This window comes from Roseateles sp. So40a (assembly GCF_048081605.1).
GTDB lineage: Bacteria > Pseudomonadota > Gammaproteobacteria > Burkholderiales > Burkholderiaceae_C > Roseateles.
This window is the reverse complement of record NZ_CP182288.1, coordinates 3,668,978-3,695,485: the sequence shown is the minus strand read 5'-3', so window position 1 is coordinate 3,695,485 and position 26,508 is coordinate 3,668,978. Positions and strand designations below refer to the sequence as shown.

Below are 26,508 nucleotides of genomic sequence, written 5' to 3'. Positions count from 1 at the left end.
TGGTTCACTCGGGCCCACCGGCCCCGTCGCTGTTTTGGACAAGATCCTGCTTCAGATTGCCGCCGAGCTGAAAGTGCGCCCGGCTCAGGTCAACGCTGCCGTCGAGCTGCTGGACGGTGGGGCCACGGTGCCCTTCATCGCCCGGTACCGCAAGGAGGCCACCGACGGGCTGGACGACATCCAGCTGCGTGAGCTGGAGGCTCGGCTGAGCTACCTGCGCGAGCTCGAGGACCGTCGCGAGGCGGTGCTCAAGAGCATCGAAGAGCAGGGCAAGCTGACGCCCGAGCTGGCCGCGGCGATCGCCGCCGCGCCGACCAAGCAGGAGCTGGAAGACCTCTACCTGCCCTACAAGCAGAAGCGCCGCACCAAGGGCCTGATCGCCCGCGAGGCCGGCCTGGAGCCGCTCGCGGACAAGCTGTTCGCCGATCCCACGCTGGATCCGATGACCGAGGCGGCGGCCTTCCTCAATCCTGATGCCGGTTTCGCGGACGCCTTCGCGGTGCTGGACGGCGTGCGCGACCTGCTGTCCGAGCGCTGGGCCGAGGACGCCGCGCTGATCGGCAAGCTGCGCGAATGGCTGTGGGAGGAGGGCCTCTTCAAGTCCAAGCTGATGGACGGCAAGGACGAGAACAACCCGGACATCTCCAAGTTCCGCGACTACTTCGATTACGCCGAGCCCATCCGCACGGTGCCCTCGCACCGCGCGCTGGCCGTCTTCCGCGGCCGCACGCAGGAGTTCCTCGACGCCAAGCTGGCGTTGGACGAGGAAGTCGTGCCGGGCCAGCCTTCGCTGGCAGAAGGCCGCATCGCGCGTCACCTGGGCTGGAGCCACGGCAAGCGCGCCTCGGACGAACTGATCCGCAAGACGGTGGCGTGGACCTGGAAGGTCAAGCTGTCGCTGAGCCTGGAGCGCGACCTGTTCGCGCGACTGCGCGAGGAGGCCGAGAAGGTCGCGACCAAGGTCTTCGCCGAGAACCTGCGCGACCTGCTGCTGGCCGCGCCGGCCGGCAAGCGCGTCGTCATGGGCCTGGACCCGGGCATCCGCACCGGCGTGAAGGTCGCGGTGGTGAGCGACACCGGCCGCGTGCTGGACACGTCGACCGTCTACCCGCATGAACCCAAGCGCGATTGGGAAGGCTCGATCCACACGCTGGGCCGGCTGTGCGCGACGCACGGCGTCAACCTGATCGCGATCGGCAACGGCACGGCCTCGCGCGAGACCGACAAGCTCGCCGCCGACCTGATCAAGCGCATCCAGCAGCTCTCGCCGGACACCGTCATCGAGAAGGTGGTGGTGAGCGAGGCGGGCGCGTCGGTGTACTCGGCGTCGGAATTCGCGTCTAAGGAACTGCCGGAGCTGGACGTGTCGCTGCGCGGCGCGGTGTCCATCGCGCGACGGCTGCAGGATCCGCTGGCGGAGCTGGTGAAGATCGATCCGAAGTCGATCGGCGTCGGCCAGTACCAGCACGACGTCAACCAGAGCGAGCTGGCGCGCACGCTGGACGCGGTGGTCGAGGACTGCGTGAACTCGGTCGGTGTGGACCTGAACACGGCGTCGGCGCCGCTGCTGTCGCGGGTGTCGGGGCTGTCGGGCAGCGTGGCCAACGCGATCGTGCGCTGGCGCGATGCCAACGGCGCGTTCCGCAACCGGCAGCAGCTGCTGGACGTGACGGGCCTGGGCCCGAAGACCTTCGAGCAGGCGGCGGGTTTCCTGCGCATTCGTGATGGCGACAACCCGCTGGACGTGAGCGGCGTGCATCCGGAGACGTATCCGGTGATCGAGCGCATCCTGGCGAAGGTGGCGCGTCCGATCGGTGACGTGATGGGCAAATCCGACGTGATCCGCGCGCTGAAGCCGGAGGCGTTCGCCGACGAGCGTTTCGGCGCGATCACGGTGAAGGACATCCTGGGCGAGCTGGAGAAGCCGGGCCGCGATCCGCGTCCGGACTTCAAGGTGGCGCGATTCAACGAGGGTGTCGAGGACATCAAGGACCTGAAAGAGGGCATGGTGCTGGAGGGCACGGTGTCCAACGTGGCGCAGTTCGGCGCGTTCGTCGATCTGGGCGTGCATCAGGACGGGCTGGTGCACGTCAGCCAGCTGGCCAACAAGTTCGTGAACGATGCGCGCGAGGTCGTGAAGACGGGCGACATCGTGAAGGTGAAGGTGTTGGAGGTGGACCTGCCGCGCAAGCGGATCTCGCTGACGATGAAGCTGGATGCTCAGGCGCCCAAGGGCGGAGCGAAGCCCGACAACAGCTACCGCCCAGCGGGCCGCAACGAGCGCCAGGGCGGCCATCGCACCGCAGCGCCCGCCCCGGCCGGCAATGCGATGGCGGCGGCGTTTGCGAAGTTGAAGCGCTGACGGGACGCCCCGGTCGTGCGGGATCCGCCCGACCGGGGCCGCTTTTCGGAAGTCAAGGAGGAGACCGCGGAGCGGTCGGGGGACATGGAGAAAAGGGGTCCCGGTTGGGTGGATCGATGCTCGGTCTATTGCTGCCCACGACGCGGAACCGCATTTCGTCCCACTTTTTTCGCGCCCGGTCGCCCCTGAGGTGTCAAAGCGGGTGGTGTACAGCTACGCTGCGCGCCGTTTACCGTTCATGACAAAAATCGACCGCTGAGCCACCTTGGCGCCAGGGGTCGACACGAAATTCCTCGGGAGCCCCCTTGAAGACCCACGCCATCGCCAGGGCCTGTGCCCTTGTCTGCCTCTCCGCCGTCCTGCCGGCGGGTCTCGTGCTCGCGCAGGACGCGCCTCCGGGGATGGGCAACGAGCCCACGGCCGGCAAGCGTCTGGACCGCGTCGAGATCACCGGCCGCAACACCGATTCCGAGCTGCGCCGCCGCGCTCCCGTCGCCAAGCAGATCTACGGTCGCGAGGAACTCGACAAGTACGGCGACACCAGCGTGGCCGATGTCCTCAAGCGACTGCCCGGCGTCAACGTCTCCGATGGTGCGCCCCGCATGCGCGGCCTGGGCTCGGGCTACACGCTGATCCTCATCAACGGCGATCCCGCCCCGCCCGGATTCAAGCTCGACCAGCTCGACCCCGCGCAGGTCGAGCGCATCGAGGTGACCAAGGGCCCCAGCGCCGACCAGAGCGCGCAAGCGGTCGCCGGCGCCATCAACATCATCCTGAAGGAAGCCCCGCGCGTCTCGCAGCGCGACCTGCGCGTGGGCGCGGGCTACAACATCAACCACCCGGTGCCCTCCGCCACCTTCACCTTCGGTGAGCGCTACGGCCCGGTGTCGCTGTCGCTGCCCGTGTCGGGCTTCCAGTGGCTGCAGGAGATGGAGGCCTCCACCGAGCGCCCCGGCACCGATGCCAACAACCTGCCCGTCGTCGCGACCCAGCACGGCAAGATGCGCAACTGGGGCCACGGCTTCAACTCCGCGCCGCGCGCCACCTGGAAGATCAGCGACGACGAGACCGTCTCGCTGCAAGGCTTCGCGCAGAAGGGCTGGTGGAACAACTCCGTCCGCCTGACGCCGGATGCGGTCTACACGAGCCCGCGCCTGGACGATAACGCCGACAACAAGGGCACGTGGCAGATGCTGCGCGCCAACCTGCAGTGGAACAACCGCTTCAGCGAAACCCAGAAGTGGGAGCTCAAGGCCGGTGTCCAGGATGCCAAGAACCACATCGAGAACCGCACGCTGAATCCGCAGGCGCCCGTCGACGCGCTGCTCGACAGCCGCGATCGCAACGTCACCCAGGCCGGCAAGTACAGCCAGATCCTCGGCGAGGAACACACGCTGACCGTCGGCTGGGACCTCGAGTTCCGCAAGCGCGACGAGGTCCGCGAGACCACCGTGTCCGGCCAGGATCAGTTGCCCGCGCTCAACGGCGAGAACTTCGGCGCGCGCATCCGCCGCCAGGCCTTCTTCATCCAGGACGAATGGGAGATCAACCCGCAGTGGTCGACCTACTTCGGCCTGCGCCATGAGCGCATCGTCACCACGAGCACCGGCGTCAACACCGACGCCCGCAACAGCTCCAGCGTGCTGTCGCCGCTCTGGCACCTGACCTACAAGCTCGATCCCAAGGGCCGCGACATGATCCGCGCCAGCCTCACGCGCAGCTACAAGGCGCCCGAGCTGACGCAGATGCTGGGCCGCTACACGCTCAACAGCAAGTTCCCGTCGCCAGGCCAGCCCAACGATGAGCTCAGCCCCGACCGCGTCGGCAATCCGGCGCTGAAGCCCGAGCTCGCCACCGGCCTGGACATCGCCTACGAGAAGTACCTCACCGGCGGCAGCCTCTTCAGCGTCGGCCTGTTCCACCGCAACATCAGCCAGCTGATCCGCAACGTCGTGACGCTGGACCCGGCGAGCGCGCTCGTGCCGGTGCCGCGTTACGTGATCCGCCCGACCAACTTCTCCAGCGCCACCACCAGCGGCATCGAGATGGAGCTCAAGGGCCGTGCCGGCGAGCTGTTCCCCTCGCTCTTCGAGCCCAAGCTGCCGCTGAACCTGCGCAGCTCGGTGAGCGTCTACCGCTCTCGCGTGAAGGCTGTCGACGGTCCCGACAACCGCCTGGACCAGCAGCAGCCCTGGACCGCCAACCTCGGTTTCGACTACCGCTTCAGCAGCATCCCGGTCACCACCGGCGCCAACCTGAACTACACGCCGGTCTACACGGTGCGCCAGACCGATCGCCAGAGCGTCGAGTACTCGCGCAACCGCGGCCTGGACGTCTTCGCCCAGTGGACGTTCAATCCCAAGACCTCGATGCGCTTCTCGGCCAATAATCTCTTCCCGCTCGACGCGCGGTCCGAGACCACCCTGGCCGGCGGCGACTACTACGCCACAGGTCGCGGTCTGAAGCCCTGGTTCCAGCTGAACCTGGAAATGAAGCTCTGAGCCTGATGGGCAGGTGAGGAGCGGCCGGCCGCGTCGGGCGTCGTTTCAATGAAAAGGACGACCCGCCCGATGCAGGCCTTGCAGATCCTCGCCGGACCCCGCGCGCGCCAACGGCTGCGCGACCACGGCCTGCGCGCCGCCGATGTGCGCGCCGTTCCCGGCGCCGCCGGCGGCCCCAAGGGCCTGATCCTCAGCGCGCTCGACGCGCATCTCTTTGGCGAGTTCCTCCCGTCCGGCGGTCAGGAAGTCCATCTGCTGGGGGCCTCGATCGGCGCCTGGCGCATGGCCACCGCCTGCCTCACGCGCGACGCCACGCAGGCCAACGCCGAGTTCGAGCGCCTGGCCCACGACTACGCCCATCAGGATTACGACTCGGCCCCGGGCAAGCGCCCGACCGCCGCCACCGTCTCCCGCGCGTTCTCGCACAAGCTCATCGAGATCTTCGGCGGCCGCGAGGCCGAGGTGCTCTCGCATCCGCAGTTCCGGCTGCATGTCTTCACCTCGCGCGGCCGGCATGTGCTCGGGCGGGAAGGGCGCCTGCGCACGCCGCTGGGCTACCTGGGCGCCTTCGCGGCCAATGCGATGTCGCGCCGCGCGATGGGCGCCTGGCTGGAGCGGGTGGTGTTCTCCGACAAGCGCTCGCCGCTGCCGATGCCGCTGGGCGACTACCGCAGCCGGCAGGTCGCGCTGGACGCCGGCAACCTGCAGCCCAGCATCCTCGCCAGCTGCTCCATCCCGTTCTGGCTGCAGGCCGTGCACGACATCGAGGGCGCGCCCGCCGGCGCCTACTGGGATGGCGGCATCACCGACTACCACCTGCATCTGAATTACGCCGCGATGGTGGGCGACGGCATCGCGCTGTATCCGCATTTCCAGGCGAGCGTGATTCCGGGCTGGCTGGACAAGGCGCTCAAGCACCGGCATCGCACCAGCGCCTTCCTGGACAACGTGGTGCTGCTCACGCCCAACCCCGAGTGGGTGAAGACGCTGCCCAACGGCAAGCTGCCCGACCGCAACGACTTCCAGCGCTACCTGAACGATGTGCCCGGCCGCGCCCGAGACTGGCTGCGCGCGGTGCGCGAGGGCGAGCGCCTGCGCGACGAGTTCCGCGAGGCCTGCGCCCGGCCCTCCCTCGACATCCAGGCGCTCTGAGCTACACTGGCGGCCACTTTTTTCTTTTTCCAACAAGGACCGGGAAAGGCGATCAGGTTATGACACCGCGGACTAGCACCTCCACTGCGAAGGTTTGAGCGACCGCGGCTCGTCACGTCTATCCCTCAGCTGTCCGGAAAAAGTCAGCACCCCAGATGAAGCGCGGCAAGGGTCGCGCTTTTTTGTTTTCTGGAGTTCAAGAACATGTCGAACATCTCTATCCAACTGCCCGACGGCTCCACGCGCGAGTTCCCGCAGCCGGTGACCGTCGCTGAAGTCGCCGCCTCCATCGGCACGGGCCTGGCCAAGGCCGCGCTGGCCGGCCGCGTGGGCGCCGGCGAGGACGCCAAGCTCGTCGACACCAGCTTCCTCATCGACAAGGACATGCCGCTGGCCATCATCACGGACAAGGATCCGGATGGTCTGGAGGTGATCCGCCACTCGACGGCACACTTGCTCGCCTACGCGGTCAAGGAGCTGTTCCCCGAAGCCCAGGTCACGATCGGCCCGGTCATCGAGCACGGCTTCTATTACGACTTCTCGTACAAGCGCCCCTTCACGCCCGAGGACCTCGCCGCGATCGAGGCCAAGATGGCCGAGCTGGCGAAGAAGGACGAGAAGGTCACGCGCTCGGTGCTGCCGCGCGATGAGGCCGTCGCCTACTTCAAGGGCATCGGCGAGGCCTACAAGGCCGAGATCATCGAGAGCATTCCGGCCGATCAGGACGTCTCGCTGTACGCCGAGGGCGGTTTCACCGACCTGTGCCGCGGCCCCCACGTGCCGTCCACGGGCAAGCTGAAGTTCTTCAAGCTGATGAAGGTCGCGGGCGCGTACTGGCGCGGCGACCACCGCAACGAGCAGCTGCAGCGCATCTACGGCACGGCCTGGGCGACCAAGGACGACCTGGCCAACTACCTGCGCATGCTGGAAGAGGCCGAGAAGCGCGACCACCGCAAGCTGGGCAAGGACCTGGACCTGTTCCACATCGACGAGCACGCGCCCGGCGTCGTGTTCTGGCATCCCAAGGGCTGGACGGTCTGGCAGGAAGTCGAGCAGTACATGCGCCGCGTGTACCGCGACAACGGCTACCAGGAGGTCAAGGGCCCGCAGCTGCTGGACAAGACGCTGTGGGAGGCCACCGGCCACTGGGACAAGTACCGCGACAACATGTTCACGACCGAATCGGAGAAGCGCGACTACGCGCTCAAGCCGATGAACTGTCCCGGTCACATCCTGATCTTCAAGCACGGCATCAAGAGCTACCGCGACCTGCCGCTGCGTTTCGGCGAGTTCGGCCAGTGCCATCGCAACGAGCCCACCGGCGGCCTGCACGGCATCATGCGCGTGCGCGGCTTCACGCAGGACGACGGCCACATCTTCTGCACGGAAGACCAGATCCTGGCCGAGTGCGTCGCCTACACGGCGCTGCTGCAGAAGGTCTATCAGGACTTCGGCTTCACCGAGATCATCTACAAGGTCGCCACGCGGCCGGAGGCCCGCATCGGCTCCGATGAGGTGTGGGACAAGGCCGAGTTCGCGCTGATGGAATCGCTGCGCGCCTCGGGCGTGGAATTCATCATCGCCCCGGGCGACGGCGCCTTCTACGGTCCGAAGATCGAGTACACGCTCAAGGACGCGCTCGGCCGCCAATGGCAGTGCGGCACGATGCAGGTGGACTTCTCGATGCCGGGACGCCTCGGCGCCGAGTACGTGGGCGAGGACGGCGAGCGTCACACGCCCGTGATGCTGCACCGCGCGATCGTCGGCAGCCTCGAGCGTTTCATCGGCATCCTGATCGAGCAGCACGCCGGCGCGCTGCCGGTCTGGCTGGCTCCGACGCAGGTGGTTGTCGCCAATATCACGGACGCCCAATCAGACTACGTTTCCAGCATTGTGAAATCGCTGCAAAAACAAGGGGTTAGGGTCCACGCAGATTTGCGCAACGAGAAGATCACGTATAAAATCCGCGAGCATTCGCTGCAAAAAGTGCCGTTCATCCTTGTCGTCGGTGACAAGGAAAAGGCGAACGGCGCCGTCGCAGTGCGCGCCCGAGGCAACCAGGATCTGGGCGTGATGTCTCTGGAAGACTTCGTTTCGAAGCTTTCGGCGACCATCGCGGACAAGACCTGAGTCGGGCGCTTTTTGCGTTGTATTGATCACTTTGGACCCTTGCCAAGGCCCGTTGAAAGGTAACCACCATCGCTACTTTTGCTGACCGCCGTGCGATTCCTGAGCGCAAGCACCGCCTGAATCGCGAAATCACCGCTTCTGAAGTCCGTCTCAATGGTCCGGAGAACGAGCCGATCGGCATCGTCTCGATCCAGGAAGCGCTCCGGATGGCCGGTGACCTGGACGTCGATCTGGTTGAGATCTCGGCCACGGCGGTCCCGCCGGTCTGCCGGCTGATGGACTACGGCAAGTTCAAGTATCTGGAGCAGAAGCGCGCCGCGGAAGCCAAGTCCAAGCAGAAGGTCATCGAGGTCAAGGAAGTCAAGTTCCGTCCGGGCACGGACGAAGGCGACTACCAGATCAAGATGCGCAACCTGCGCCGCTTCATCGCGGAGGACGGCGACAAGGGCAAGGTCACGCTGCGCTATCGCGGCCGCGAGATCACGCACCAGGACATCGGCATGCGCATGCTGGAGCGCATCCGCGATGAGCTGGCGGACGTGGCGGTCGTGGAGCACATGCCCAAGCTGGAAGGTCGCCAGATGATCATGGTGCTGGCACCGAAGAAGCGCAGCTGATCGTGCTGCCGGACCGACCTTCGGGTCGGTCCTCACCCCCGCGGGGGTGCAAACAGAACCGGGCTGCGGCCCGGTTCTGTTTGCAAGGCGTTGTTCTTGCAAATCCAGCCTGTCGATCTGGTCGTCGACAGGTTCATTAGTCTCCTGCAGGCCAGGCAAGTACTCCGGAGACCCCGGAGTCGCCCGCAGGGACGTACATACAAGGAGCAGTCATGCCCAAGATGAAGACCAAGAGCAGCGCGAAAAAGCGTTTTCGCGTTCGTCCGGGTGGCACCGTCAAGCGCGGTCAAGCGTTCAAGCGCCACATCCTGACCAAGAAGACCACGAAGAACAAGCGCCACCTGCGTGGCTCTACGAGCGTGCATGAGACCAACATGGGCCACATCGCCGCGATGCTGCCCACCGCTGGTCTGTAATCCAGCAGTAAGACAAGGAGATACAACATGCCTCGCGTCAAACGTGGTGTAACCGCACGTGCTCGTCACAAGAAGGTCCTGGCTCTGGCCAAGGGCTTCCGTGGTCGTCGCAAGAACGTCTTCCGCATCGCCAAGCAGGCGGTGATGAAGGCGGGCCAGTACGCCTACCGTGACCGCCGTGCCAAGAAGCGCGTGTTCCGTCAGCTGTGGATTGCCCGTATCAACGCGGCAAGCCGTGGCCTGGGTCTGAGCTACAGCAAGTTCGTGGCCGGCCTGAAGAAGGCCCAGATCGACATCGACCGCAAGGTCCTGGCCGATCTCGCCGTCAACGATCCTGCTGGTTTCGCCAGCATCTTCGCCAAGGTGAAGGCCGCTCTGGCTTGATAGCCAAGTCCGTTCGCGGGTGCTCGCCCGCGGCCGGACGGACCGCTCCGGCCTGGCCGGCGCGGTCGCTTTCAAAGGCCGACACCCCGGTGTTCGGCCTTTTTTCATTCCGGCGGCGTGGTGCGATGTTCGCCATTTCTCCACGACGCCATTCGATTTCCGCCAACGACGCCTGTCCCCCGGTGGGCGCCCCGCGATGAACGACCTCGATCAACTGCTGCAACAGGCCACCGGCGATTTCGCCGCCGCCACGACTCCCGCTGACCTGGAGAACGCCAAGGCCCGATTCCTGGGCAAGACCGGCCAGGTCACCGAGCTGATGAAGGGCATGGCCAGCCTGTCCGTCGAGGAGAAGAAGACCCGCGGCGCGCAGATCAACCAGCTCAAGCAGGGCATCGAGGCCGCGCTGACCGCGCGTCGCCAGGCGCTCGCGGACGCGGAACTCGACAAGCAGCTCAAGGCCGAGGCGCTGGACGTCACGCTGCCCGGCCGCCAGCGCGGCACCGGCGGCCTGCACCCGATCACGCGCGCGATGGAGCGCATCGAGGCGATCTTCGGCTCGATGGGGTTCGACGTCGCCGACGGCCCCGAGATCGAGAACGACTGGTTCAACTTCACCGCGCTGAACACGCCGCAGGACCATCCGGCGCGCTCGATGCACGACACCTTCTACATCGAAGGCGGTCATGTGCTGCGCACGCACACCAGCCCGATGCAGATCCGCTACGCGGTGCAGCACGTCAAGAAGCATCAGGCGCTGATCGACGCCGGCCAGCCGATGCCCGAGATCCGCGTCATCGCGCCGGGCCGCACCTACCGCGTCGACAGCGACGCCACGCACTCGCCGATGTTCCACCAGGTCGAGGGCCTGTGGGTCGGCGAGAACATCAGCTTCAAGGACCTCAAGTCCGTCTACGTGAACTTCATGCAGCAGTTCTTCGAGACGACGGACATGGAGATCCGTTTCCGCCCGAGCTATTTCCCGTTCACCGAACCCAGCGCCGAGATCGACATGATGTTCGGCTCCGGTCCGCTCAAGGGCCGCTGGCTGGAAGTGTCCGGCTCGGGCCAGGTGCATCCGCAGGTGATCCGCAACATGGGCCTCGATCCCGAGCGCTACATCGGCTTCGCCTTCGGCTCGGGCATCGACCGCCTGGCGATGCTGCGCTACGGCGTCGGCGACCTGCGCCTGTTCTTCGACGGCGACCTGCGCTTCCTGGCGCAGTTCAAGTGAAGCGGCTGAATCCAGCACGCTGACGTCGCAACGAGTTCGAGAGAGATCCCATGCAATTCCCTGAGTCCTGGCTGCGGGCCTTCTGCAATCCCGCGCTGAACACGCAAGAACTGGCCGAGCTGCTGACGATGTCCGGCCTCGAGGTCGAGGAGCTGCGCCCGGTGGCGCCGCCGTTCCACGGCATCGTGGTGGCCGAGATCGTCGAGGCCGCGCAGCATCCCGACGCGGATCGGCTGCGTGTCTGCAAGGTCAACGCGGGTGGCCCCGAGCTGCTGCAGATCGTCTGCGGCGCGCCCAATGCGCGCGTGGGCATCCGCGTCCCGCTGGCCACCATCGGCGCCGAGCTCCCGCCAGGCGAGGACGGCAAGCCGTTCAAGATCGGCAAGGGCAAGCTGCGCGGCGTCGAGAGCTTCGGCATGTTGTGCTCGGCCCGCGAGCTCAAGCTGTCCGAGGACCATGGCGGCCTGCTCGAGCTGGCCGCGGACGCGCCGATCGGCCAGGACATCCGCGCGCACCTGAACCTGGATGACACGCTCTTCACGCTGAAACTCACGCCCAACCTGGCGCACGCGCTGAGCGTGTACGGCATCGCCCGCGAGGTGTCCGCGCTCACCGGGGCGCCGCTGATCGCGCCGGCGATCACGCCCGCGACCGTCGCCATCGACGCGAAGCTGCCCGTGCGCATCGAGGCCGCCGACCTGTGCGGCCGTTTCTCGGGGCGCGTGGTGCGCGGCGTCGACACGACCGCGAAGACGCCACAGTGGATGGTCGATCGCCTGGCCCGCTGCGGTCAGCGGTCGGTGTCGCCGCTGGTGGACATCTCCAACTACGTGATGTTCGAGCTGGGCCGCCCGTCCCACATCTTCGACCTGGACAAGATCCACGGCGAGCTGATCGTGCGCTGGGGCAAGGCGGGTGAGCAGCTCAAGCTGCTCAACGGCAACACGATCGAGGTCGACGAGACCGTGGGCGTGATCGCCGACCGCGAGCAGGTCGAGTCGCTGGCCGGCATCATGGGCGGCGATGCGACGGCCGTGTCCGACGACACGAAGAACATCTACGTCGAGGCCGCGTTCTGGTGGCCGAAGGCGGTGATGGGCCGCTCGCGCCGCTTCAATTTCTCCACCGACGCCGGTCACCGCTTCGAGCGCGGCGTCGATCCGGCGGGCACCGTCGAGCACATCGAGCGCATCACCCAGCTGATCCAGCAGATCTGCGGCGGCGAGGCGGGCCCGATGGACGACCAGACCACGCAGCTGCCCGAGCGCAAGCCGGTGGCGCTGCGCGTGGATCGCGCCGCCAAGGTGATCGGCATGCCGCTCACGCAGGCCGAGTGCGAAGGCGTGTTCCAGCGACTGGGCCTGGCGTTCACGTCCACGCCGGGCGTGATCACGGTGACGCCGCCGTCGTTCCGCTTCGACCTCCAGATCGAGGAAGACCTGATCGAGGAAGTCATCCGCGTCGTGGGGTATCCCAAGCTGCCGTCGACGCCGCCGCTGGCGCCGGTCGTGGGCAAGGTGCGCTCGGAGTCGCGCCGCGCCACGCATGCGCTGCGCCACGCGATGGCCGGCCTGGGCTACTTCGAGACGATCAACTTCAGCTTTGTCGAAGCGCGCTGGGAGCAGGAGCTGGCCGGCAACGCCAACCCGATCCAGCTGCTGAATCCGATCGCCGCGCCGCTGGCGGTGATGCGCACGTCGCTGATGGGCTCGCTGGTGCAGGCGCTGCGCAACAACCTGGCGCGCAAGGCGCCGCGCGTGCGCGTGTTCGAGATCGGCCGCGTGTTCCTGCGCGACGCGTCGGTGCAGGAAAGCGACACCTCGATCGCCGGCATCGCTCAGCCGATGCGCCTGTCGGGCCTGGCCTGGGGCCCGGCCGAGCAGCAGCAGTGGGCGCTCAAGGACCGTGCCGTCGACTTCTTCGACGTCAAGGGCGACCTGGAAGCGCTGCTCGCGCCGCGCGTGCTGGCCTTCGAGCCGGTCGTGCATCCGGCGCTGCATCCGGGCCGCAGCGCCCGCGTGCTGCTGGACGGCGTGGACATCGGCGTGGTCGGCGAGCTGCATCCCAAGTGGCGTCAGGGCTACGAACTGCCGTCGGCGCCGGTGCTGTTCGAGCTCGCGCTGGACGCGGTGCTGGCGCGCACGCTGCCGCAGGGCAAGGGCGTGCCGCGCCTGCAGGCGGTGCAACGCGATCTGGCGCTGATCGTCAATGAGCAAGTGACCTATGCCTCCCTCATGCGGGCGATCGAATCCAGCGGCGAAGCCCTGGTACGCTCGGCGCGTCTGTTCGACGTCTTCAAGCCGGCCCAACCCACGGCGGAGCTCAAGGCCGGCGAACGCAGCCTGGCCGTGCGCCTGGAGCTGCTCGACGACGAGAACACGCTGACCGACGAGCGCATCGAGCAAGCGGTGGCGAAGGTGGTGTCGCAGCTGGGTGAGAGCCTGGGCGCGCGCCTGCGGGGATGAGGGAGAAGATCCAATGAGCGATGACGATCTGAAGGAGCAGGCGCGGGTGCTGCTCGGCAGCCTGGAGACGCCCACGCTGACCAAGGCCGAGCTGGCGGAGCTGCTGTTCGACAAGCTCGGCTTGAACAAGCGCGAGTCCAAGGACATGGTCGAGGCCTTCTTCGACATCATTCATCAGAGCCTGTCCAGCGGCCGCGAGGTGAAGCTGTCGGGCTTCGGCAACTTCAACATCCGACGCAAGGCGCCCAGACCGGGACGCAACCCGCGCACCGGCGAGGCGATCCCCATCAAGGCCCGCAACGTCGTGACGTTTCATGCCAGTCACAAATTGAAAGAAGCGGTCCAAGGCAACACGCCGACGGGCAGTGACTTCGAGTAGAGTCTGACCCTTCCCGCCGCTGCCGGAGCCGCTGATCCCCATGGACGTCCAGCTTCCCGCCATTCCCGCCAAGCGCTACTTCACGATCGGTGAGGTGAGCGAGCTGTGCGGCGTGAAGCCCTACGTCCTGCGGTATTGGGAACAGGAATTCACGCAGCTCAAGCCGATGAAGCGGCGGGGCAACCGGCGCTATTACCAGCACCATGAAGTGCTGCTGATCCGCCGCATCCGCGATCTGCTCTATGACCAGGGCTTCACGATCAGCGGCGCACGCAACCAGTTGATCGAGACCGGCAGCCACGCCGGCGCGAACGCGCAGGAGTTCCGCGCGGAAGCGCTCGCGGCGGCGCAGCTCGATGCCTATCGCGATCATCGCGAAGCCTCGCGCGCGCTGGCCGCGGACGTCGCCGACGGCGCGGCGCACACGACCGTCTCGCTCGAGAAGCTCACGCTGGAACAGGTGCGAGACGAGTTGTTGGCGATTCGAGAGAGTTTGCTTGCATGACGCTCTGAATTGCGTATAGAATCGTAGGCTTAGTCGGGGCGTAGCGCAGCCTGGTAGCGCACTTGCATGGGGTGCAAGGGGTCGCGAGTTCGAATCCCGCCGCCCCGACCATTAATAAGAAGAATCAGGAAGCCCGGTGTCGAAAGACGCCGGGCTTTTTGCATTCCGGCGCCGCACGCGGAACGCTCCGCGGGGCCAGTCCCATCCACGGACGCAGCACATCGATGCGCATCGCGACGACGGCGGCGATCCAGCAACCCAGCGCGGTGATCGCCACCAGCGCGGCGGCTTCCAGCGCCAGCGGCCACTGCAGCGGCGCAAGCAGGTGGCCCGCGATCACGGTGATCGTCTGATGGACGATGTAGAACGGGAACACCGCGAGCGTCAGCCAACGCAGAGCCGGTGAATCGCGACCGGCGAGCCACTGCCGCCCGAATCCCAGCAGCGCCACGATCGGCAGCCATTGCTTGCCGGCGTTGAGCGCGCGCATCGCCATCAGCAGCGATTGCGGGAAATCGTCGCCATGCACGCGTTGCCATTCGGTGGTGACCGCCTGCGAGATCCCCATCACCGCGATGAAACCGATCAGCGCCACCCAGCGCCAGCGCCGCGCGGCTTCCCAGGCGCCATGGCGATCGTCGCGATGGCCCCAGAGCGCCACGCCCAGCAGGAACATCGTCGCGTAGGCCCCGTGCTGGTACCCGTCGTGGACGAGGTCATGCGTGGTGGGGAAGCGCTCCAGCAGATGCTGGCGCAGCAGCGCGAACGCGAGCCACGGCACCCACAGCAGCCGGCCGCCGGTCACGATCCGCCGCCAGCCCGGATGCACGAGCACGCGATTGGCGCCGGGCAGCATCAGCGCGACCAGCACCACCGCGGTGTAGGTCCAGAGATAGGGCAGGAACCAGAGGTGGTTCCAGGTCGGCAGCGTCAGGCAGTCGTTGCCTCGGCAGAAGCCGTGGTACGCCTGGAAGTAGAGCTTCAGGAAGTCCAGATAGCTGCCGCTGTACTGGAGCTTCTCGACGACCTCCAGGTAAGCCTGCGGCGGCACGACGACGGTCATGCCGAACAGCAGCGGCAGCAGCAGCCGCTTGCTGCGCGTGCGCAGCAGCCGGCCGAGGCCCGTCGTGCCGTCGCGGCCGATCATCAGCGCGGTCGCGGCGCCGGAGATGACGAACAGCAGCGACATCCGCCACGGGTTGACCCACAGCATCACGTCCTCGAGCGCCGGGATGAGCCGTGGCGACTTCACATGGAAGTCCCAGCTCACGTAGAACATCGCCGAGTGATAGAGGATCAGCAGCGCGAACGCGATGACGCGCAGCGCGTCGAGCTCGGTCAGCCGCGGGGCGGCCGGCGCGGAGGAGGGCAAGGTGGTGTTCATGGCGCCCAAGCATCGTGGCCGCGCGACCATGCGGTCTCGGAATGTGACGACCCGCCCCCGCCCGGTGACGAACCGCCCCGTTATCGGGGCCGGGCGGCCCGTCCCGGGACGGGCCGCGCCCCTACACTGCGCCGCCATGACCGAGGACAAATGGCTGCGGCTGTACCTGACCCATCGACGCTGGCTTGAACGCGCGGGCTGGAGCGCGCTGCTGCTGGGTTCGGCGGCGGCCAACACGGTCACGGTCAACCTCGACATCCGCCGCGCCGGGCTCGGTTTCGAACCCTGGGAGCCCGCGGTCTGGGAGTTCTCCAGCGCGCTGGTGTGGATGGCGCTGATCCCGTGGATCCTGCGCATGGCCGACAGCCGCCCGCTGCGCTGGGGTCAGATCGGACGCCATCTGCCGTGGCACCTGTTGTTCGCGCTGGTGACCAGCGTGGCGCATGTGCTGGGCATGGTGGCGCTGCGCAAGCTGGCTTATCGCGCACAGGATGCGGTCTACGACTTCGGCGACTGGCCGCTCGAGTTCTTCTACGAGGCGCTCAAGGACGTGCGCAGCTACGCGTTCGTGCTGGTAGTCGCCGGGGCGTATCGGTTGCTGGTCTGGCGCTGGCAAGGGGAGGCGAGCCTGCTGGCTGAGCCGCCTGAACCCACGCCCGCGCCTGAGGCTGTCCCGCAACCGGCGCCTGCGGCCGTCTCGGCACCGGTGCCGGAGATGCCGGAACATCTGGACCCGCCGAATCCCCCTGACCGGCCCGAGCGCCTCCTGGTGAAGAAACTCGGCAAGGAATTCCTGTTGCCGATCGCGGAAATCGAGTGGGTGCAGGCCTGCGGCAATTACGTCAACCTGCATCGCCAGCAGCACGATTACCCGTTGCGCTCGAGCCTGGGCGCGTTTGAGCAGCGCCTGGATCCGTCGGACTTCGTGCGCGTGCACCGCGGCTACCTCGTGCGCCTGAGCCTGATCGAGGCGATCGAGCCCACCGAGGCCGGCGACGCGCACCTGCGCCTGCGCGACGGCAGCCGGGTGCCGTGCAGCCGCACCTACCTGGAGCGGCTGCGACAGCGTCTTGTCTGACTGGGCGAACTCCTGTGCGCCGATATCGCGGGAGCGGGGCGGCGCGGCTATGCTGTTGACCCCATGGACCTCCCTCTGGACGCCTCACCCGCCGATCCCTCGCCGCGACTGCTGCGCGAGCCCGGCGAGGGCGGCCGCCTGCGCGCGCGGCTGGAGGGCGACTGGACCCTGCTGGCGCTGCGCGAGCGCGTGGAAGCGCTGCGCGGCGAGCTCGGCGAGGTGCCCACCGCCAATGTGTCCTGGGACCTGAGCGCGGTCCGGCGCCTCGATCCGACCGGCGCCCTGCTGCTGTGGCAGGCCTGGGGCCGGCGCCAGCCCGAGGACCTGCACTGGCCGCCGGCGCCGCTGGCGGACATGTTCCAGGCGCTGTTCGCGCGGCTGGGCAGCAAGCAGGGCAAGCCCGCCAAGCCGCCGCGCGCGCAGAACGTGCGACGGTTCGGCCAGGGCCTGCAGAACCTGGCCAGCCACCTGCTGGACGCTACCGCGCTGCTGGGTCAGGTCACGCGCGACCTCGGCCGGCTCGCGCGCCATCCGTCGCTGATCTCCTGGAAGGACATCTCCGCCCACCTGTACCGCAGCGGCGCGCAGGCGCTGGGCATCACGGCGCTGGTGGGCGTGCTGGTGGGCATCACGCTGTCCTACCTGACCGCCAAGCAGCTGCAGAGCTACGGCGCCGACATCTACGTGATCAACATCCTGGGCATCAGCGTCTGGCGTGAGCTGGGACCGCTGCTGGCGGCCATCCTGGTGGCCGGGCGCAGCGGCTCGGCGATGACCGCCCAGCTCGGCGTCATGCGCGTGACGCAGGAACTGGACGCGCTGTCGGTGATGGGGATCTCGCACACGATCCGGCTGGTCCTGCCCAAGATGGTGGCGCTGGCACTCTCATTGCCCCTGGTGATGACCTGGACCAGCTGCATGGTGCTGGCGGGCGGCATGATCGCCGCGCGCGCGACCCTGGGGCTGGAGTACGTGCAGTTCCTGCAGGGCCTGCCCGCGGCGGTCCCGGTCGCCAACCTGTGGCTGGGCCTGTCCAAGTCCGCGGTGTTCGGCGTCATGATCGCGTTCGTGGCCTGCCATTTCGGGCTGCGCATCAAGCCCAACAGCGAAAGCCTGGGCACCGGCACGACGGCCTCGGTCGTCGCGGCGATCACCGTGGTGATCATCGTCGACGCGATCTTCGCGGTGATGTTCTCTGACGTGGGGTTGAAGGCATGAGCGATTGCATCGAACCCGGCTCGACCGAAGCGGTCGGCGAACTCGACGTGCGGCCCGGCGATCCGGTGATCGAGGTGCGCCATGTGGGCACCGTGCTGGGCGGCGTGCGCATCCACAAGGACCTGAACCTCGAGGTCACGGCCGGCGAGGTGCTGGCGATCATCGGCGGCTCGGGCAGCGGCAAGACCACGCTGCTGCGGCTGATGCTGGGCCTGGAGCGCCCCAGCGAGGGCGAGGTCCTCGTCTTCGGCCACAAGCTGGGCAAGTGCGAGGCGACCGACCTCGCGCAGGTGCGCCACCGCTGGGGCGTGCTGTTCCAGCAGGGCGCGCTGTTCTCGGCGCTGACCGTCTTCGACAACATCGCGCTGCCGCTGCGCGAGCTCAAGAGCCTGCCCAAGGACCTGATCGCCGAGCTCGTGATGACCAAGCTGCAGCAGGTCGGCCTCAAGCCCGAGGACGGCATCAAGATGCCGGCCGAGCTCTCGGGCGGCATGATCAAGCGGGTGTCGCTGGCCCGGTCGCTGATCATGGACCCGCAGCTGCTGTTCCTGGACGAACCCACCGCGGGCCTGGACCCGGCGAGCTCCAAGGGCTTCGTGCAGCTGATCGAGAGCCTCAAGCGCGAGATGGCGCTCACGGTGGTGATGGTCACGCACGACGTGGACACGCTGTTCGCGATCGCCGATCGCGTGGCCGTGCTGGCCGACCAGCACCTGATCGCGCACGGGCCGCTGGAGCTGGTCGTCAACCAGCCGCATCCGTTCATCCGCAACTTCTTCCTCGGGCACACGGATCGCTGCGCCGCGGAGAACCTGCGCAGCTACCGCGACGCGCTGCATCACCGCGATGAGCTGCCCGCCTGAGCGCGGCGGCCGCACCCCAACGAAAGGACTTCGGGCGAGCACATGGAAAACAAGGCACATGCATTGGCCACGGGGCTGTTCGTGCTGCTGCTCGGCGCGGCGCTGGTCGCCATCGTGCTGTGGTTCCGCGACGACCGCGGCGACACGCAGTCCTTCACCGTCGTGACCGCCCAGGGCGTGCCCGGGCTGAACGTGAAGGCGCCGGTGAAGCTGCGCGGCGTGCAGGTGGGCAAGGTGGACTCGATCCGCTTCGATCCCGAGCACCCGCGCCAGATCCTCGTGGAGATCGAGGTCGACGCCGACGCGCCGATCGCCGCGGGCACGCAGGCCAAGCTCGGCTACCAGGGCATCACCGGGCTGTCGTTCATCGACCTGTTCGACGGACCGGAGCCGTCGGATCCCAAGCTCGCCGTCACGCAGACGCGGCGGATCGCGCTCGCGCCCGGGTTCCTCGATCAGCTGCAGGACGTCGGACCGAAGCTCGCGGCCAGCGCGCTCGCCACGATGGAGCGCGTCCAGAAGCTGCTCAGCGACAACAACCAGCAGCAGGTCAGCCAGACGCTGGCGCAGCTCAACGAGGCCTCCACCGGCCTGAATGAGCTGGTGAAGGAATTGCGCCCGACGGCACAGGCGCTGCCCGCGCTGGTGAAGAACACCGACGGGCTGCTCGTCGCGGGCCGTCAGACGCTGGGCAACGTCGACACGCTGGCCAAGCAGGGCGGCGAGCTGGTCGAGGAATACAAGGGCAAGGCCGCGGCGATCGACCAGCTCGGCGACGCGGCGGTGCAGCTGCAGCGCACGCTGCGCCGGCTGGAGGTGTCGCTGGTCGGCTCGACCGACAAGCCGCGCCAGCGCGCGGTGCTGGAGGATCTGTCGCAGGCGGCGCGCGCGCTGGAACGCGCGGCCCAGAGCATCGGCGATCAGCCGCAGAGCCTGATCCTGGGACCCAAGCCGGGTGAACCCGGTCCGGGCGAATCGGGCTTCGACGCGGGAGCGAAGAAATGAACGCAGCACAAGGACTTCACCGCGCCGGCAGCGCCCGCCGCGCCTGGACTATCGGCGCGCTGACGGTCGCGGCCGCGCTGCTGGGCGCCTGCGGCAGCCGCGCGCCCGCGCCCACGCAGATGGACCTGGGCCCGGTGGCCGCGTGGCCGCAGCAGGCGCCGCTGGCCAAGCGCGTCGAGCTGCAGGGGCTGAGCGCGCCCGAGACGCTGCAAGGCACGGGAATCGCCTACCGACTCGCCGACAGCGATCCCTACGCGCGCCGGGTCTATCGCGACTCGCGCTGGGCCGCGCCGCTGCCGGTGCTGGTGGCCGCGCGGATGCGCCAGCAGATCGCGCGCGCGCCGGTGGCCGCCGGTGCGGATCCGCAGGTGGTGATCGGCGTGTCGCTGGAGCTCGAGGAGAGCCTGCAGAGCTTCTCCAGCGCCTCGCGCAGCGAGGTGCAGGTGCGCGTCATGGCCACCGCCGAGGACGGCACCCAGCGCGCCTTCGACCGCAGCGAGCCCGCAGGCGGCAACGCGGAGGGCGCGGTCAAGGCGACGGCCGCGGCGGTCGACGCGCTCGCCCCGGAGATCGCCGCCTGGGCCGCGACGCTGTCGCCGCGCACGCCCGCGCCGCGCGGGCGGCGCTGACTCGGCAGGACTGCACGCTCGGGACGCGTTTCACGCGCGGCGCGCCCGGGCGGGCGCATGGCGACTGCTAGGCTTTCCCCTCGATCCAATCGTTGGGAAAAGTTGGCAAAACATGCAGTCTCTGCGCAATTACACGATTCGGACCCGCTTACTGGGTCTGGGTCTCCTGTCCGTGCTCGCGCTCCTGTTGATCGGCGGCGCCGGCCTCTGGGCCATGAGCAGCTCGCGCGCCGATTTCCAGCAGTACGTCGCCCAGGACGTCGACGGCCTGATCCAGCTCTCGGAGGTGCGTGCCGGACTCGGCAACCTGCGCCGGTTCGAGAAGGACATGCTGATCAACATCGGCGATGACGGCACCGTCAAGAAGGCGCAGGCCGACTGGCAGAAGACCTATGCGGGCGTGATCCGCTCGCTGGACGCCCTGAGCGGTGCCGGCGGGGCAGGTGGTGCCGACGCCCGCTCGGAGGTCGCTGCGCTGCAGCCCAAGCTCAAGCAGGCGCTGGGCGCGTACAAGACCGGCGTCGACGAGCTGGCCACGCGCATCCTGAACGCCGACTTCGTCGATGCCGCCGAGGCCAACCGCGCCACGGACACGATCAAGGCGCCGGTGCAGGCGATGGACGACGGCGTGGCGGAGATGACGCGCGTCATCCTTCAGCATGGACAGGAGGAAGTGGGCCGCCTGGGCGCCCGCGAGATGGGCGTGCGCGGCGCGCTGGGCATCGTGATGCTGGTGGGCGTGGCGCTGATCAGCCTGCTGACGGTGCTGAACATCCGTTCCATCCTCGCGCCGCTGGCCGAGGCGGTGCGCACGACCGAGCGCATCGCGCGCAAGGACCTGAGCGAGACCGTGCGCACGGACGGCGCCGATGAGACCGCCGCGATGTCGCGCGGCGTGCACGGCATGCAGGCGTCGATCCGCGACGTGGTCAGCGGTGTGCGCAGCGCCACGGACAGCATCGCCACGGCCTCGCGCGAGGTCGCCGCCGGCGCGCACGACCTGAGCCAGCGCACCGAGCAGGCCGCTTCCAACCTGCAGGCCACCGCGTCGGCGATGGGACAGCTCACGCAGAGCGTGCAGCACAACGCGTCCTCGGCCGGCGAGGCCAAGGCGCTGGCCGAGCAGGCCGCCGACGTCGCCACGCGCGGCGTGCAGGTGGTCGGCGAGGTGGTGCGCACGATGGGCACGATCAGCGCGTCCTCGTCGCGCATCGGCGACATCATCGGAACCATCGACGGCATCGCCTTCCAGACCAACATCCTGGCGCTGAACGCGGCGGTCGAGGCCGCGCGCGCGGGCGAGCAGGGCCGGGGCTTCGCGGTCGTGGCGAGCGAGGTCCGCTCGCTGGCGCAACGCAGCGCCGAAGCAGCCAAGGAGATCAAGCACCTGATCACCGCCAGCGGCGAGAGCGTGGCCAGCGGCGCGACGCTGGTGGAACGCGCCGGGCAGACGATGAACGAGATCTCGGACTCGATCACGCGCGTGTCGCGCATCGTCGCGGAGATCAGCCACGCGACGGTGGAGCAGAGCGGCGGCATCAACCAGATCGGCGATGCCATCAGCCAGCTCGACCAGATGACGCAGCAGAACGCCGCGCTGGTCGAGGAGTCCGCCGCCGCCGCGCAGAGCCTGCAGCATCAGGCCGACGCGCTGTCGCAGTCGGTCGCCGTCTTCAAGCTGAGCTGATCGGAACGTGCGGTGCGGCCAGCGCGGCCGCACCGCCCGCATCGACTTCAGCGCACGTTCACAGGCCCATCAGCTGCACGCGGTTGCGCCCGCCGTGCTTGGCCGCGTAGAGCGCCTGGTCCGCGGTCTCGACGAGCGTCGCGGGCTTGGCCGGCGGATCGCCGGCGGCCAGGCCGATGGACACCGTCACGCGCAGCTCGGGCGCGAGTTCGCCCCAGCCGTCGTGGTTGGCGATCGCGGCGCGCAGCCGCTCGCAGATCTCCTGCCCGCGCTCGGGCGCGACCCCCACGAACACGAGCATGAATTCCTCGCCGCCGACCCGCGCCAGCAGGTCGGCGCTGCGCAGCTGCCGGCGCAGCACCTGCGCGACCTTCTGCAGCGCCTGATCGCCCACGCCGTGGCCGAAGGCGTCGTTGACCTGCTTGAAGTGGTCGATGTCCAGCAGCCCCAGCGCGATCGGCTTGTGCTCCTGCCGCGCGCGCTCCAGCAGCAGCGGCAGAGCGAACTCCGCGTGGCGGCGGTTGTTCAGGCCGGTCAGCGCGTCCTCATGCGCCATGCGGCCCAGCTCCGCGGCCTGGCGGCGCAGCCGCTGCTGTTCCTGCTCGGCCAGGTCGGCGCGTTCGCGCTCGCGCCGCGCGTCCTGCATCGCGTGCTCGGCGCGCGCCTGGGCCTGTTCGAATTCCTGCCGGATCAGCATCGCCTCGGTCTGCAGCGCCATCGCGTTGCGCGCCGACTGGCGCTCCAGCGCCGAGAGCCGCTCATGCGCCGCGAGCGCGCGCGCCGTGTCGCCGCGCAGCTTGTAGGCGCGGTAGATCGCCAGCGTCAATTGACGCCGCAGCCGCGTCGGCAGCGCATGCGGCGATTGCAGGCTGACGAGGTCCTGCAGCGTTTCCAGCGCCGGCAGGGCGTCGTGCGCGCCGGCCGTGTCGTCGCGCTTGAGCTGCAGCAGCGCCCGCTGCGCCCGCGCCTGCAGCACCATGCCGGCATAACCGTGGCGATGCGCCAGCCGCTCGTATTCCTCGGTGATCGCGAGCGCCTCGTCGATCGCGCCGGTGCCCAGCTGGAGCTCCACCAGGTTGGACAGCGAGACGACGACGAGGAAGGGATTGCCTTCCTCGCGCACCAGTTCGGCGGCGCGCACCGCGTAGGGCTCGGCCTGCACCAGCGCCTCGGCGGCGGCGGTGCGGTCTTCGTCGCGCAGCGCCTCGCCATGGGCCTGCAGCCAGAAATGGGCGAGGTTGTTCAGGCAGGACAGCAGCAGCTCGCGCTCACCGGGCGCCTGCTGCTGGACGATCTCCAGCGCCTGCAGCGTGTGCTGGCAGGCCTGCTCGACCTGATCCGACACCGCGAAGGCGACGGCCAGCCGGTTCAGCGCCCAGGCCTCGCGCGTGGGGTCCTGCGCGCGGCGCGCGGCGGCCAGCGCCTGCCAGCCCGCCTGCATCGCGTCGCGTCCCATCTGGAACTGCGCGAAGACGTAGCAGAGCTCGGTCAGCGACGCGGCGGTCCAGGCGTCGGTGTCGGGGCCCTCGATGAGCCGCACCACCGCGACCGCCTCGCTGGCGCGGCGCAGCGCGGCCTGCAGGTCGCCCTGGCGGGGCAGGTTGTGCGCGATCAGGATCAGCGCGCGTGCGCGGTCCCGCACCGAATCCGCGGCCACCAGCGCCAGCTCGAGCGCGTCGGTCGCGTCGCGATACGCGCCGCGGCGGCTCAGATGCAGGGCACGGGCCAGTTCGCGTTGGAACAAGGCGGACTCTCCTCCGGAAGGCTGGGGACCTGAGGTCTCAGAGCATTCGTTGTCGCAGATCGCCCGTCAATGGCGGCTCGCCCCAGTGGACGATGGATACAGTCGCGGGCATGCCAAAAGTCTCGAAATCGCCTTCCTCCAACGGGGTGGCCGCGCCCGCCGCGGACCCGGCGATCGCCCGCGCGCTGGTCGGCGTGGACTTCACCAGCGCGCCCACCGCCCGCAAGCCGATCCGGCTGGCCATCGGCCTGCGCCGGGGTGCCGTCGTCAAGCTGGAGCGGATCCAGGCCTTGCCCACGCTGGCCGACTTCGAGGCTTGGCTCGCCGAGCCCGGACCGTGGCTCGGCGGATTCGACCTGCCCTTCGGCCTGCCGCGCGAGCTGGTGCAGACGCTGGGCTGGCCCACCGAGTGGTCCGCGTTGATCGCGCATTACGCGGGCCTGAGCCGCGCCGAGATCCGGGACACCTTCGCCGCGTTCTGCGATGCGCGGCCGGTCGGCGGCAAGTTCGCGCATCGCGCCTGCGACGGCCCGGCGGGCTCGTCGCCCAGCATGAAGTGGGTGAACCCGCCGGTCGCCTACATGCTGCATGCGGGCGTGCCGCGCCTCGTGGCCGCCGGCGTGCACTTGCCCGGGCTGCACGCGGGCGACCCCGGCCGCGTCGCGCTGGAGGCCTACCCGGGGCTGCTCGCCCGCGAGCTGCTGGGCGCGCGCAGCTACAAGAGCGACGACCGGGCCAAGCAGACGCCGGAGCGCTTCATCGCGCGCAAGGACCTGATCGAGGCGCTGGAGCAGGGCCGCGGCCGGCTCGGGCTGCGGCTCAAGCTGAGCCACGCCCAGCGCGACGAACTCGCCGACGACGCCACCGGCGACAAGCTCGATGCCGCGCTCTGCCTGATGCTGGCGGCCTGGGCCGACGCGCGGGCGGATTACGGCCTGCCCGCCACGATCGATCCGCTCGAGGGCTGGATCGTCGGCGCCTGAAGCGCTCCAATCCGCGGCAAGCCGCTCCAACCCGCGCTCCAATCAGATCTCCAGGAGACCCCGATGACCCGATCCGAAGCCCCTTCGACCGCCGCTTCTGTGGCTCCCTCGCTCGGCACGAGCGCCGCGCTGCAGGTCGCCGTGATGGGCGCCGGCGCGGTGGGCTGCTTCTTCGGCGGCATGCTCGCGCGTGCGGGCCATGACGTGACGCTGATCGGCCGGCCGGCGCATGTCGAGGCGATCCGCGAGCACGGCCTGCGCATGGAGACGCGGATGTTCGACGAGTCGGTCCGCCTGCGCGCCGACACCGAACCCGCCGCCGCCCGCGGTGCGCAGGTGGTGCTGTTCTGCGTGAAGTCCACCGACACGGTCTCGGCCGCCGAGTCGCTGCGGCCCCACCTGAACGCCGACACGCTGCTGCTGTCCATGCAGAACGGCGTGGACAACGCGGAGCGGCTGCGCGAGACGCTGGCGCAGCCGGTGTCGGCGTCGGTGGTGTACGTCGCCACCGAGATGGCGGGGCCGGGTCACGTGAAGCACCACGGCCGCGGCGAGCTGGTGATCGAGCCGGCCGCCGGCGCCGAGCGGCTGGCGCAGGCGCTGGTCGCCGCGGGCGTGCCGGTGGAGATCTCGGACAACGTGCGCGGCGCGCTCTGGTCCAAGCTGTTGATCAACTGCGCCTACAACGCGCTGTCCGCGCTGACGCAGCAGCCTTACGGCGAGCTGGTGAAGGGGGAGGGCGTCTGGGCCGTGATGGACCAGCTCGTGGACGAGGGCCTGGCCGTGGCCGCGGCCGATGGCGTCACGCTGATGGGGGACGTCCGCCAGGCCGTGCGCAAGATCGCCGAGACCATGCCGGGTCAGTTCTCATCGACGGCCCAGGATCTGGGCCGGGGCAAGCGCACGGAGATCGATCACCTGAACGGTTTCCTCGTGCGGCGCGGCGAGGCGCTGGGCATTCCCACGCCGGCCAACCGGGTGCTGCACACGCTGGTGCGCGTGGCCGAGCTCAGCCGCGGGTGAGCGGGTGAGCGGGTTCAGTAGGTGATCGTCAGCGTGACCGTGTCGGCGTAGTTGCCCGGCACGATGCCGTTGAGCGAGGGCAGGCGGCCGTAGACGGTCAGCTGCTGCTGGCTGCCGGTGCCCGTGCCGGTGTAGACGCCGGAGCTGTTGCCGTCGCCCCAGACCTGCGTGCGGCCCGAGTCCAGGTAGAGCTGGTACGGCAGGCTGTTGTTGCCGCTCTTCATCGCGCGCGACGAGAAGGCCGATGCGTTGCCCGCGTTGGCGCCCGCGCTCAGCGCGATGCTGTAGGGCGTGGTCTTGGTGCAGGTCAGGTTGAGCGTGGTCGACGCGTCCACCGGGCCGGGCGTCTGCAGCGGGTCGAGGGCGCCGCCGAAGGTCAGCGTGCTGCCGGTGACGTTGCAGGCGACGAGGATGGTGGCGCCGACCTGGAAGGTGCCGGACGCGCTGGTCGGATTGGCGGCCTGGGCCGTGGTGATCGATGCGAGCAGGACGCCTGTTGCCAGGGCCGTGCGCGCGAGAACTGCAGACAACAAACGGAACAACATGGTTGGAAGGCTTCGAGCGTTTCGCATCGCAGGTTCGGCGGGCTCTGCTGACCATCGGTGCGATGCGCCCCGCCGTCGGCCTCTATTGCCTGTCCCTGGGTATCAATTGGACACGAATTTCGCACTTCGCCCCGTGCGCCACTTCACGGATCGTGGGCATCGGCCTAGAGAGTTCCCCCAAATAGGGGAGATTTCTGCCTCATT

General features: G+C 68.6%; 22 protein-coding genes and 1 tRNA gene. 20 read left to right on the top strand and 3 right to left on the bottom strand.

Translation table 11 applies throughout. From position 1 onward, the window contains the following. Window positions 1–34 precede the first annotated feature (34 nt). The 12 genes from ACNI65_RS16790 (at window position 35) to ACNI65_RS16735 (ending at window position 14,256) form a co-directional block, all read left to right on the top strand. A complete protein-coding gene (locus ACNI65_RS16790; protein WP_416758103.1) occupies window positions 35–2,362 on the top strand; it encodes a Tex family protein in 2,328 nt (775 codons plus the stop codon). Between the two features lie 305 nt (window positions 2,363–2,667). Continuing rightward, a complete protein-coding gene (locus tag ACNI65_RS16785; protein ID WP_416758101.1) occupies window positions 2,668–4,863 on the top strand; it encodes a TonB-dependent receptor plug domain-containing protein in 2,196 nt (731 codons plus the stop codon). A 69-nt stretch (window positions 4,864–4,932) separates the two neighbouring features. Further along, window positions 4,933–6,015 (top strand): phospholipase, encoded by a 1,083-nt coding sequence (locus ACNI65_RS16780; protein WP_416763645.1) that lies wholly within the window; start codon window positions 4,933–4,935, stop codon window positions 6,013–6,015. Window positions 6,016–6,219: 204 nt separating this feature from the next. Next, window positions 6,220–8,145 (top strand): threonine--tRNA ligase, encoded by a 1,926-nt coding sequence (gene thrS / locus ACNI65_RS16775; protein ID WP_416758100.1) that lies wholly within the window; start codon window positions 6,220–6,222, stop codon window positions 8,143–8,145. Window positions 8,146–8,213: 68 nt separating this feature from the next. Beyond that, window positions 8,214–8,762 (top strand): translation initiation factor IF-3, encoded by a 549-nt coding sequence (gene infC / locus ACNI65_RS16770; protein ID WP_416763644.1) that lies wholly within the window; start codon window positions 8,214–8,216, stop codon window positions 8,760–8,762. A gap of 212 nt (window positions 8,763–8,974) precedes the next feature. After that, window positions 8,975–9,178, top strand: a complete 204-nt coding sequence (rpmI, locus tag ACNI65_RS16765; protein WP_279759857.1) for a 50S ribosomal protein L35 — start codon at window positions 8,975–8,977, stop codon at window positions 9,176–9,178. Between the two features lie 27 nt (window positions 9,179–9,205). After that, window positions 9,206–9,562, top strand: coding sequence for a 50S ribosomal protein L20 (rplT, locus tag ACNI65_RS16760; protein ID WP_058934277.1), 357 nt, complete (start codon window positions 9,206–9,208; stop codon window positions 9,560–9,562). 196 nt (window positions 9,563–9,758) lie between these two features. Next, window positions 9,759–10,796 (top strand): phenylalanine--tRNA ligase subunit alpha, encoded by a 1,038-nt coding sequence (locus tag ACNI65_RS16755; protein ID WP_416758098.1) that lies wholly within the window; start codon window positions 9,759–9,761, stop codon window positions 10,794–10,796. A gap of 50 nt (window positions 10,797–10,846) precedes the next feature. Then, window positions 10,847–13,261, top strand: a complete 2,415-nt coding sequence (gene pheT, locus ACNI65_RS16750; protein WP_416758097.1) for a phenylalanine--tRNA ligase subunit beta — start codon at window positions 10,847–10,849, stop codon at window positions 13,259–13,261. 13 nt (window positions 13,262–13,274) lie between these two features. Next, entirely contained in the window at window positions 13,275–13,640 is a 366-nt protein-coding gene (locus ACNI65_RS16745; protein WP_416758096.1) for an integration host factor subunit alpha, read from the top strand. A 40-nt stretch (window positions 13,641–13,680) separates the two neighbouring features. Then, window positions 13,681–14,145, top strand: coding sequence for a MerR family transcriptional regulator (locus ACNI65_RS16740; protein ID WP_416758095.1), 465 nt, complete (start codon window positions 13,681–13,683; stop codon window positions 14,143–14,145). Window positions 14,146–14,179: 34 nt separating this feature from the next. After that, window positions 14,180–14,256, top strand: a tRNA-Pro gene (locus ACNI65_RS16735). Window positions 14,257–14,269: 13 nt separating this feature from the next. On the opposite strand, the gene ACNI65_RS16730 is transcribed toward ACNI65_RS16735, so the two are convergent. Beyond that, a complete protein-coding gene (locus ACNI65_RS16730; RefSeq protein WP_416758094.1) occupies window positions 14,270–15,529 on the bottom strand; it encodes an acyltransferase family protein in 1,260 nt (419 codons plus the stop codon). Window positions 15,530–15,665: 136 nt separating this feature from the next. Here ACNI65_RS16730 and ACNI65_RS16725 point away from each other — a divergent pair, with 136 nt between their 5' ends. The 6 genes from ACNI65_RS16725 to ACNI65_RS16700 all read left to right on the top strand — a co-directional run bounded on the left by ACNI65_RS16725 (window position 15,666) and on the right by ACNI65_RS16700 (window position 22,009). Continuing rightward, window positions 15,666–16,607: a LytTR family transcriptional regulator DNA-binding domain-containing protein gene (locus tag ACNI65_RS16725; RefSeq protein ID WP_416758093.1), complete on the top strand. Its 942-nt coding sequence runs from the start codon at window positions 15,666–15,668 to the stop codon at window positions 16,605–16,607. Between the two features lie 63 nt (window positions 16,608–16,670). After that, a complete protein-coding gene (locus tag ACNI65_RS16720) occupies window positions 16,671–17,825 on the top strand; it encodes an ABC transporter permease (protein ID WP_416758092.1) in 1,155 nt (384 codons plus the stop codon). Beyond that, window positions 17,822–18,688: an ABC transporter ATP-binding protein gene (locus ACNI65_RS16715; RefSeq protein WP_416758090.1), complete on the top strand. Its 867-nt coding sequence runs from the start codon at window positions 17,822–17,824 to the stop codon at window positions 18,686–18,688. The genes ACNI65_RS16720 and ACNI65_RS16715 overlap by 4 nt, the downstream gene beginning before the upstream one ends. A gap of 42 nt (window positions 18,689–18,730) precedes the next feature. Further along, window positions 18,731–19,693, top strand: a complete 963-nt coding sequence (locus tag ACNI65_RS16710) for an MlaD family protein (protein WP_416758089.1) — start codon at window positions 18,731–18,733, stop codon at window positions 19,691–19,693. Beyond that, a complete protein-coding gene (locus tag ACNI65_RS16705) occupies window positions 19,690–20,322 on the top strand; it encodes an ABC-type transport auxiliary lipoprotein family protein (RefSeq protein WP_416758088.1) in 633 nt (210 codons plus the stop codon). The genes ACNI65_RS16710 and ACNI65_RS16705 overlap by 4 nt, the downstream gene beginning before the upstream one ends. A gap of 112 nt (window positions 20,323–20,434) precedes the next feature. Continuing rightward, entirely contained in the window at window positions 20,435–22,009 is a 1,575-nt protein-coding gene (locus ACNI65_RS16700; RefSeq protein WP_416758087.1) for a methyl-accepting chemotaxis protein, read from the top strand. A 58-nt stretch (window positions 22,010–22,067) separates the two neighbouring features. Here ACNI65_RS16700 and ACNI65_RS16695 read toward each other — a convergent pair whose 3' ends face one another. Then, complete coding sequence (locus tag ACNI65_RS16695; protein ID WP_416758086.1) at window positions 22,068–23,753, bottom strand: diguanylate cyclase; 1,686 nt, start codon at window positions 23,751–23,753, stop codon at window positions 22,068–22,070. Window positions 23,754–23,863: 110 nt separating this feature from the next. On the opposite strand from ACNI65_RS16695, the gene ACNI65_RS16690 reads away from it, so the two are divergent. Together ACNI65_RS16690 and ACNI65_RS16685 are read left to right on the top strand one after the other, a co-directional pair. Beyond that, window positions 23,864–24,736, top strand: coding sequence for a DUF429 domain-containing protein (locus ACNI65_RS16690; protein WP_416758084.1), 873 nt, complete (start codon window positions 23,864–23,866; stop codon window positions 24,734–24,736). Between the two features lie 129 nt (window positions 24,737–24,865). Then, the gene (locus ACNI65_RS16685) at window positions 24,866–25,759 is read left to right on the top strand and encodes a ketopantoate reductase family protein (RefSeq protein WP_416763643.1); all 894 of its coding nucleotides are present in this window, start codon (window positions 24,866–24,868) and stop codon (window positions 25,757–25,759) included. Window positions 25,760–25,773: 14 nt separating this feature from the next. Here the strand turns inward: ACNI65_RS16685 and ACNI65_RS16680 are convergent, their stop codons facing one another. Continuing rightward, entirely contained in the window at window positions 25,774–26,304 is a 531-nt protein-coding gene (locus tag ACNI65_RS16680) for a spore coat U domain-containing protein (RefSeq protein WP_416758082.1), read from the bottom strand. Between the last annotated feature and the right edge of the window lie 204 nt (window positions 26,305–26,508).